At 60.8% G+C, this 9,248-nt stretch carries 9 protein-coding genes and 1 tRNA gene; 2 read left to right on the top strand and 8 right to left on the bottom strand.

All coding sequences use genetic code 11. From position 1 onward, the window contains the following. Positions 1 to 75: 75 nt before the first annotated feature. The 5 genes from BMX27_RS13820 to BMX27_RS13800 form a co-directional block, all read right to left on the bottom strand. Positions 76 to 150 (bottom strand) — tRNA-Gln (locus BMX27_RS13820). A gap of 62 nt (positions 151 to 212) precedes the next feature. Then, on the bottom strand, positions 213 to 1,499 hold the full coding sequence (locus BMX27_RS13815; protein WP_090160416.1) for a mechanosensitive ion channel family protein: 1,287 nt from the start codon (positions 1,497 to 1,499) through the stop codon (positions 213 to 215). Positions 1,500 to 1,553: 54 nt separating this feature from the next. Then, the gene (gene kdsA, locus BMX27_RS13810) at positions 1,554 to 2,387 is read right to left on the bottom strand and encodes a 3-deoxy-8-phosphooctulonate synthase (protein ID WP_090160415.1); all 834 of its coding nucleotides are present in this window, start codon (positions 2,385 to 2,387) and stop codon (positions 1,554 to 1,556) included. Further along, a complete protein-coding gene (locus BMX27_RS13805) occupies positions 2,387 to 4,048 on the bottom strand; it encodes a KpsE/RkpR family capsule polysaccharide export protein (RefSeq protein WP_090160414.1) in 1,662 nt (553 codons plus the stop codon). Before BMX27_RS13805 ends, kdsA begins: the two co-directional genes overlap by 1 nt. After that, entirely contained in the window at positions 4,026 to 4,685 is a 660-nt protein-coding gene (locus tag BMX27_RS13800; RefSeq protein WP_056036223.1) for an ABC transporter ATP-binding protein, read from the bottom strand. Before BMX27_RS13800 ends, BMX27_RS13805 begins: the two co-directional genes overlap by 23 nt. A gap of 193 nt (positions 4,686 to 4,878) precedes the next feature. Between BMX27_RS13800 and BMX27_RS13795 the strand changes: the two genes are divergently transcribed. Next, a complete protein-coding gene (locus BMX27_RS13795; protein WP_090160412.1) occupies positions 4,879 to 5,460 on the top strand; it encodes a uracil-DNA glycosylase family protein in 582 nt (193 codons plus the stop codon). Next, positions 5,457 to 6,245, top strand: a complete 789-nt coding sequence (locus BMX27_RS13790) for an SseB family protein (RefSeq protein ID WP_090160410.1) — start codon at positions 5,457 to 5,459, stop codon at positions 6,243 to 6,245. Before BMX27_RS13795 ends, BMX27_RS13790 begins: the two co-directional genes overlap by 4 nt. On the opposite strand, the gene BMX27_RS13785 is transcribed toward BMX27_RS13790, so the two are convergent. The 3 genes from BMX27_RS13785 to BMX27_RS13775 are packed head-to-tail and all read right to left on the bottom strand — an operon-like array spanning position 6,242 to position 9,088. Next, complete coding sequence (locus BMX27_RS13785; protein ID WP_090160409.1) at positions 6,242 to 7,762, bottom strand: cryptochrome/photolyase family protein; 1,521 nt, start codon at positions 7,760 to 7,762, stop codon at positions 6,242 to 6,244. The two genes, BMX27_RS13790 and BMX27_RS13785, sit on opposite strands and share 4 nt — an antisense overlap. Beyond that, the gene (locus tag BMX27_RS13780) at positions 7,756 to 8,412 is read right to left on the bottom strand and encodes an SDR family NAD(P)-dependent oxidoreductase (RefSeq protein WP_090160408.1); all 657 of its coding nucleotides are present in this window, start codon (positions 8,410 to 8,412) and stop codon (positions 7,756 to 7,758) included. The genes BMX27_RS13785 and BMX27_RS13780 overlap by 7 nt, the downstream gene beginning before the upstream one ends. Then, on the bottom strand, positions 8,402 to 9,088 hold the full coding sequence (locus tag BMX27_RS13775; protein ID WP_177172726.1) for an SDR family oxidoreductase: 687 nt from the start codon (positions 9,086 to 9,088) through the stop codon (positions 8,402 to 8,404). Before BMX27_RS13775 ends, BMX27_RS13780 begins: the two co-directional genes overlap by 11 nt. Positions 9,089 to 9,248: the final 160 nt, after the last annotated feature.

Genomic DNA, 9,248 nt, shown 5'->3' with positions numbered 1-9,248 from the left:
ACCCGAGGCACTAACCGGGGCATTAGGCGCTCCGGGGCTGGCCTGAGGTCTAGCTGACTAACGATGTAGAGGAGCTGGCTGGGGTGGTAGGATTCGAACCTACGATACACGGTACCAAAAACCGATGCCTTACCGCTTGGCTACACCCCATCAGCGAGGCGTGGGATACGATGAACCGCCGGGGCGTTCAAGCCCCGGTTTGCGCATTTTTGCTATTCTTTTTGACCGTCGGCTCGCAAAAGATCGGGTGTGTCCTCGCGGTTGCGCTCGGCCTTGATCATATCGCTGACCGCTTCTTCCTGACCGGGAGATACTTCTGCAATATCAGCGCTTTCCTTTGAGGTGGGCGCGGGCGGATCGATCGTTGCGCGTGTCAGTGCGATCGGTTGAACATTGTCGGGGATCTCAAACCCGTCCTCTTCCAAGGCGCGCTTTACGTGTCGGATTGCCTCGCCTTGGGCCAGCGGCAGCGAGCTTTGACGCTGATCAATCCAGCCGGCAACCTGCATCACCACGCCGCCAGCCTCGAGGGTTTCGATCCAGACAGCGGCGCGGGGTTGATCCAGAACGAATGGCAAATCCTGCACGGTCCGCTCAATCAGGTTCCGTGCGGCGGCGAGGTCGCAGTCGCGGCTGACGCTGATCGGAAACAGGAAACGGCGTTCCGCGTTTTGCGTATAATTGACCACCCGCGAACTGAACACGGTCGCGTTGGGGATACGGATGTGGTTTCCATCAGGGGACAGCAGGATCGTGGCACGGCTTGTCAGTCGGATGACTGTTCCGATATCGCCGTTGATCTCGACCACGTCATTGGGCGCGAATGGCTGGCGAATCGACAGCATGATGGACGCGATGAAATTCTCGACCGTGTCCTTGACCGCGAAACCGAGGGCCAGACCGATGATTCCGGCAGCGCCCAGGATCGTGCCCAGCAGGGCGGTGGCCCCCAGGATATCCAGCGCAACGACCAGACCAAGCACCACAAAAGCCAGTCGGATGATCTGTTGCATGATCTGCGCAATGAATGCGTTTGGGGCCAGCCTTTTCCATGGCCGTTGCCACCGCGCGAGTGCCAGCCCGACCCAGAGGATCACGACGAACACAACCAACGCGATCCCCAGCAGGGGCAGGCTGGACACCAGTTGCAAGGCACGTGTCCGGAACCGTTCGAGTGCTGGCGTCAGCCGTGCATCAAGATCTGTCGTTTCGACCGTGTTGTTGCGCACGGCGATGACACCTTCGATCCGTTGCGCCAGTTCCGTCAGCGCTGTCTGGTCTTGTGGGGTCAGAACCTCGCCCGTCAGGGTGACGACACCCTCTTGGACAGCGACGTCGACACTCTCATGGCCGCCAAGCACCGCGATGATATCGCTGATCCGGTCGCGGATCGCGGTGTCGTCGCGCGCCGATGTGTCGGTTGCGATGGGGGCTGCGTTGTCTTGTGCCACGGCCGTGACCGGCCACAGCAAAAGAATGATCAGGATGAGTGCGCGCATCGGTCCCCCCGTGTCAGATGCAGAGGTAGCAGGGACCGACACATCTGCAAACGATCAGACGCGCAGCGGGTTGGCCTTGGCCAGGCGGTCGAAATCCATCAGGCTGCTGACCAATGCCGGCATCTGGTCCAACGGAATCATGTTTGGACCGTCAGAGGGTGCCGTGTCGGGTGCCTCGTGAGTTTCGATGAACACTGCAGCGATTCCCAGACTGACTGCTGCGCGGGCCATGACCGGGGCAAATTCACGCTGACCGCCAGAGCTGCCGCCCTGACCACCGGGCTGCTGGACGGAATGGGTCGCGTCCATCACGACCGGATAGCCGGTTTTTGCCATGATCGGCAGCGACCGCATGTCGGCGACAAGCGTGTTGTATCCGAATGATGCGCCGCGTTCGGTCAGCAGGATCCGTTTGTTGCCCGTGCTTTCGATCTTGGACACGACGTTCGGCATGTCCCAAGGGGCCAGAAACTGTCCCTTTTTCACGTTGATGACGGCACCGGTTTCGCCGGCTGCAAGCAACAGGTCGGTCTGGCGGCACAGGAACGCGGGGATCTGCATCACATCGACGACCTGCGCAACAGTCTCGCATTGATCTGCCCCGTGGATGTCCGTCAGGACAGGACAGCCGATGGTGTCCTTGACCTTTTGCAGCACGGACAGCCCCTCATCCAGGCCCAGGCCGCGCTTGCCCGATAGCGAGGTGCGATTTGCCTTGTCGTAGCTGCCTTTGAAAATGAACTGTGCGCCGGCCTTATGGCAGGCCGCGGCCATCTGTTCAGCAATCATCAGCGCGTGATCAGTACTTTCCAGCTGGCAGGGCCCTGCGATGACAAGCAGGGGGCGATCGTTGGAAACGGTGAGGTTTCCGATGGTGACATCATGCATCAGCTGGTTACCTGTTCGCGAAGGATGGAGGCGGTGATCGAGATCATCAGGTAGATACCCGAGAAGATCAAGAACGCGAGGATCGTATTCTCGAATGCCTTGGGGTAGGTGGCCTCGTCCGGGGCGACGGGTTCGACGCCCATCGACAGATAGCGGACCTGACGGTTTGCCTCGATCCTGGCGGTTTCCATCTGCGTCAGCGCCTGCTGGGCCAGACCGGTCTGAAAGGTATAGTTTTCCTCGGCCAGACGCAGTTCCGTATTGCGCGCAGCAAGGCTTGTCCCCTCGGCGTTGGCTGTTGTCATCTGTTGGCGCAAATCGGCGATCAGCGTTTCGATATTGCTGATCTGGCTTTCCAGTGCGTTGACCTGTGCCTGATTTGGGGTGCGGACCGCGAGCCGTTCCTGCAAGGCAAGCGTCAGGCGTTGCCGTTCGGATTCGAGGGCCGAAATCTGTTGCGTGCGGGCCGAGGTTTCGCCGATCGGGTCGATCTGCTGCACGTCTTCCTGGATTTGCAGCCAGGCCTGCAAGGCATTGGCGCGCGCGGCCTCTGCGGCGACATAGCTATCGCGGGCACCGGCCATCTGGTCCTCGCGCAGGCGCTGGGTCAACTGGTCGACCTGCTCCTCGGCGTAGCCGATCAAAGCGTTGGAAAATTCCTGACTGACCTCGGGCGAGGCGGCGATGACCTTCATCCGCAGGATGCCCTCGGTCGGGTCATAGCTGATCTTGACCATGTCCTGATAGACGCCGTAGGCGGCCTCGTTCGTGGCATCCTCGGGCAGGCGCTGAATCGGGTCGATCCAGTCCTGGCTGAAATGCGCCTTGAAGTCGTGGTCGGCATCCAGACGCACCATCGCTGCCCGGGACTGCAGGTAGGATTGCACCGTGATGCTGTCCTGTTGGGTCGCCATGGAAGTACCCTGGAACATGCCCCCCAGACCGCCAGCGGCGCTGGCTGGTTCGGCCTGCTGAATGACGAATTCAGAGTCAGTGGCATACATCGGCGTGGCGATCGTATAGTAATAATATCCCACGATCATGGTCGGCAGCAGCACAAAGATGCTGAGCCTGACCATCATCAGGAACGCCTTGAGTCGGCGGCGACGGGCCATATCGCGCTGTATCTGCGAGATTTCGTCGTTCCGACGCGTGATCGGGTCGGCAAATTCGGTCGAGGGCAGTTGATTGCCATGCGTTCGGGTTTGCGGCAACTGCACCCGGTCCTGCGGCACCGGTTTGATCGCGCCCAGGGTCTGTGGGCCGCCGGTCTGCGGATTGGCACCGCCTGATTGCTGACCGCCTTGCTGATCTGGTGCCACCAGTTCCAGCACGGTGGAACGCTGGAACGGGTCAATCCCGGCAAGCCGCAGCTGGCGGACCGCATCAAAGTCGGAAGTGACGGCCAGCCCCTGTTTTTGCGCGACCCGGCGCGCCATGCGCAATTGACGCCCTGTCAGACCCTCGCGGCGGATCGCGTCGATGTCGACATTGTTGTTTGCAGGTTCGGGCATGGGCTGCGGCGCGGCCGTGGCCTGCTGCTGGACGGGTTCCGGGCGCTGCGGCGGTGCGGATTGTTCCGCTGCGGCTGGTGCAGCCTCGCCCGCGTCGACCATCGGTTTGCGCACCCGAAATTTCTTAGCTGTGGGCTTCGTAGTCATAAAGCTGCTTGGCCTCTTCAAGTGTGTCGAACATGTGGATTCTGCCGTCGCGCAATACAGCGGCCGAACGCGCGAACCGTTCAAGTGTCTCTGCCTGATGCGATACGATGATCACGGTCGTCTTTTCCAGCCGTTCACGCAGGATTTCACCCGCCTTGCGATTGAATTCCATATCGGTCGTGGACGGCATGCCTTCGTCGATGAGGTAGATATCGAAATCAAGCGCCAGCATCAGCGAAAATGTCAGCCGCGCCCGCATCCCCGCACTGTAGGTCCCGACCGGCATGTCGAAATATTCCTTGATCCCGCACAGCCAGCGGCAGAACGCCTCGATATAGTCGGGATCCAGACCGTAGAGCCGGGCGATATAGCGCACGTTTTCGCGCGCGGTATGCCGGTTGACGACACCGCCCATGAAACCCAGCGGAAACGATATGCGGCATCCGCGGGTAATCGTGCCTTCGTCGGGTTTTTCCAGACCGGCCATCATGTTGATCAAGGTCGTCTTGCCGGTGCCGTTGGGTGCCAGGATTCCCAGCGAATTTCCCAGTTCAACGCGAAACGACGCCCGATCCAGGATGATCTTGCGCTGGGTGCCGGTCCAGAAGGACTTGCTGACCGCATTGAATTCCAACATCTTTTGCCCGCTCTCGACGTGCTTGCTGCCCGCTGTGGATGCGCGACGAAAGTTAATTCGGCGTCACATTGTTCTCTCTTTTACACTTAATGACCGGAAATTGTGTTCAAAGACAGGCGAAAGGCGGTTTTTTGCAAAACCGTGATGGACCGTGGTCCCTGTGCAAAGGGCGGGGCTGTTCTAGATCCCGTCCATGAGTATCCAGAAAGACATCTCGGACTGCCGCATCTGCGCAGATCGTTTTGCCCGGACCGCAACGCGACACAGCCCACGCCCCGTCGTGTGGTTTCGTGGCCAACCGCGCATTCTGATCGCAAGTCAGGCCCCGGGTGCGCGTGTACATGAGGCGCAGACCCCGTTTTGGGACCGTTCCGGTGACCGGTTGCGGGATTGGATGGGGATCGAGAACGACGCGTTTTATGACCGCGACCGGGTCGCAATCGTGCCGATGGCATTCTGTTTTCCGGGGTATGACGCCAAAGGCTCTGACCTGCCACCACCGCGCATTTGCGCAGCAACGTGGCGTGCTGCGGCGCTTGCCCAGCTGGGTCAGGTGCCACTGACGTTGCTGATCGGCGCCTACGCCCAAGGCTGGCACCTGGGCGATAAGATGCCGGTCACGCAGCGGGTTGCGGGCTGGCGAGACCACGCGCCGCATGTCTTTCCCTTGCCTCATCCGTCCTGGCGCAATACCGGATGGCTGAACCGCAATCCGTGGTTTGCCGACGAATTGCTGCCCGTGTTGCGGGCGCGCGTGCAAGAGGTGCTGGAATGACCGAAACGACGCTGGATAAATCCCACGCCGCGATGCAGGCGGCCCCGGAAAACGACGCACTGCGCCTGCGGTTCTACGAAGACCTGTGCGACGCGGATGTCTATGTATTGCTGGATGCGGAACCCGAGGGCGACAGTGTCAAACCCACCGTGGTCGAGATGGAAGGCGCGCCATTCGCACTGATTTTCGACACCGAAGACCGTTTGTCCGATTTTACCGGGCGCGTGGCACCCTATGCCGGACTGCCGGGGCGGGCCCTGGTGCAGATGATGGCGGGGCAGGGCTGTGGGCTTGCCTTGAACCTGCGCGTAGCCTCCTCGGCGATGTTGATCCCGGCGGATGGTGTCGACTGGTTGGCAACGACCTTGGATCACGCACCTGAACAGACGCAGGCGCGCCTGGTCGCGATCACGCCGCCAAAATCACTGCCAGAGGCGGTGCTGGACGCATTGGACCGCAAACTGTCAAAGACAGCGGGACTGGCCGAAACGGCCTACCTTGTTGCCGCCGAATACGAGGACGGTGGTAAGGGACACGTTCTGGGGTTTGTCGGTGCCGATGACAGCGCCCATGGTGCGCTGGCCCATGCGGCAGGCGAGGCACTGACATTTTCCGGCATCGACGCAGGCACGATGGACGTCGTGTTCATCGGTGCAGACGAGGAAATGGCCCGCCGGCTGGAACGTGTGGGCCTGCGGTTCGACCTGCCGAAAATTCAGCGCGTCACACCAGATGTCCCGATGGCCCCCGGTGCCGATCCGAACAAGCCGCCGAAACTGCGCTAGACGGTTTCTCCTGCGTCCATCCGGTCGAGGAAAGCCTGCGCCTCTGACAGGATCGTTTCCTTTTTCGCGTCGTCCATCCGGTCCCATGTGCCGTAGATACGTCCGATCCTGTTGTTGGACGCGAATTTTTCGCTGTGACGGTCCATGAAATGCCAATACAGCAGGTTGAACGGGCAGGCGCCCTTGCCGGTTTTCTTGGTCACTGAATAGGCGCAAGACCCGCAGTAGTCCGACATCTTGTGGATATAATTGCCCGAACTCACGTAGGGTTTGCTGGCGATGATCCCGCCGTCCGCGAATTGGCTCATGCCGATGACGTTCGGTGCCTCGACCCATTCGTAAGCGTCGGCGTAAACGCGCAGATACCATTCATGGACCTGAAACGGATCGATCCCGGCCAGCAGGGCGAAATTGCCGGTCACCATCAGGCGCTGGATATGGTGGGCATAGGCCTCTTCCTTGGTCTGCTCGATGGCGCGGGACATGCAACGCATGTCGGTCGCATCGCCCCAGTACAAACCGGGAAGATCACGGCTGTGGTTCAGCCCATTGCGATGGATGTAATCCGGGCCCTCTCGAAAATAGATCCCGCGGATGTATTCGCGCCAGCCGATGATCTGGCGGATGAAACCTTCGGCCGCATTGATCGGCACATCGCCGTCCTGCCACGCTTTTTCGACCGCCTCGCAAACCTCCATTGGGTTTAGCAGACCTGCGTTGATATAAAGGCCAACGATGGAATGATACATGAACCTTTCGTCGTCCATCATGGCATCCTGATAGGTGCCGAAATCGGGCAGGCCCTTTTTCACCCAATGTGCCAGGTGCTGACGGGCCTGACCGCGATCGGTGGCAAACCAGAACGGTCGCAGATCGCCGAATGAATTGCCGAAACGGCGTTCGACCAGTTGCAGCACCTCTTCGACGGTCTCGTCCGGGGTGAACCGCATTGGTCCCGCAAAATCGATCCCCTCTGGCGGCGGCTTGCGGTTGTCCTCGTCATAGTTCCACTGGCCACCGGCGGGGGTGTCGCCGTCCATCATCAGGCCGGTCTTGCGGCGCATCTCGCGGTAGAAATACTCCATCCGCAGCGCCTTGCGCCCCTCGGCCCAGCCTTCAAATTCTTTGTGCGAGGCGATGAAACGGTCGTCGGGCAATTGTTCGACGGTCACTGGGCAGTGACGCAACGCCTCGATCAGCCGCCACTCACCGGGTTCTGTCGCCAGCACCCGGTTTGCGTCGTATTCCTCGGCCGCGCGCATCAGGACACCGCAGATGGAATCGGATCTTTCGCCCAGTCGGGTATAGTCGACGGTCCATCCATCCGCGCGCAACTGTGCCGCGAATTTGCGCATCGACGCAAAGAGGAACGCGATCTTCTTGGGGTGATGCGCCACATAGCTTGCCTCGTCCGCGACCTCGGCCATGACGACGATGTCAGTCGATTTGCTGGCCTTTTGCAGCGCAGAGAGTTCCGGTGACAGCTGGTCACCCAGCACGAGAACGAGATCTACCATGGGATGGTCTTTCCGGCATAATCAAAGAATTGGCCCGACTGATCAGGACCAAGACCGTCGATCACGCCCAGCAGATTTGCAGCAGCCTGGGACGCCGGTACTGTTTTGTGGTGGCCCGCATAATCGGCGGTAAAAGGTGTCTCGACCGTGCCGGGATGCAGGGCCACGACGCTGGATTGTTTGTGCGAACGGCCAAGTTCGATCGCTGCCCCGTGCACGATCTGGTTCAGCGCGGCCTTGGATGCCCGGTAGGAATACCAACCGCCGATCCCGTTGTCGCCGATTGATCCGACGCGTGCCGACAGGACTGCACAGACCGACGGGGCGCGGCGGGGCAGCAACCGGCCGAGGTGTCGCAAGATCAGCGCTGGACCGATGGCATTCACGGCCATGACCCGGGCCATGGCGTCGGCCTCGATGGCACCAAGGGACTTTTCCGGTGTGCCCAGAACACCGACGGCCACGAACACCAGGTCGAATGGACCATCAAGCGCGTCCAGATGCCGGGCGACGGATGCGGCGTCGGTCACGTCGAACCCGTCCGCGCTGCGCGACAGGGTCGTGACCGTATCGCCGCGCGCGCGCAGGGCGTCAGTCACAGCTTGTCCGATGCCGCCGGAGGCACCGATCACCAGGGCATTATTCGGCATAGATCATCTTTCGTGTCATGCCACCGTCAACGGTCACGACCTGACCGGTCACAAATCCCGAATTCTGTAGCCAGCGGACGGTTTGCGTGATGTCCTCGACCCGGCCTGCACGGCCGACGGGATGCTGATCGTGATCCACATTACGCAGATCGTCCCAGCCTTTGGTCACGATCCAGCCGGGCGCAATGGCGTTCACGCGAATGTCCGGACCAAGCGAAATCGCCAGCGCATGGGTCAGCGCCGACAGCCCACCCTTGGATGCGGCATAGGCTTCGGAATGTGGTTCCGACATTTGCGCACGGGTCGATGTCATGTTGACGATCGCCCCCTTGCGCGCGCGCAGCAGTGGCACGGCTGCACGTGTGACCAGAAAGGCACCGGTCAGATGGCTGTCGGTCACGCGCCGCCAATCGGCAAGCGTCAGATCCTCGAACGGACCGCGGTGCGGATCGGCAACGCCTGCGTTGTTGACCAGCAAATCGCAGCCATCAATCTGCGCAAAGGCGGCCGCGACCTGATCCTCGTCGCCAACGTCGCAGACGATGCCGGTCACACCGTCAATAGCTATGGGATCAACATCCAACCCAAAGACCCGCCAGCCGCGACCGGCGTAGTCCTGCGCGACCCCCCGCCCGATGCCAGATGCTGCACCTGTGATAATCAATGTCTTTTTCATGATGGCAGACCTAGATCACCGCGCGCGGCAATCCATTCTTCTTCTGGTCAAAAATATCCGCGGGGGAGGCCCGAAGGGCCGGGGGCAAGGCCCCCAGTGGCAAAACGCCCTTTTCAAGCGGGACACAGCCGCTATAGTGCGACGCATGAGCGCACGAGAT

The sequence above is a fragment of the Loktanella sp. DSM 29012 genome, assembly GCF_900110705.1.
In the GTDB taxonomy this organism is placed as follows: Bacteria; Pseudomonadota; Alphaproteobacteria; order Rhodobacterales; family Rhodobacteraceae; genus Loktanella; species Loktanella gaetbuli.
Note: the sequence above shows the minus strand (reverse complement) of the source record. Positions and strands in the feature narration are given on the sequence as shown.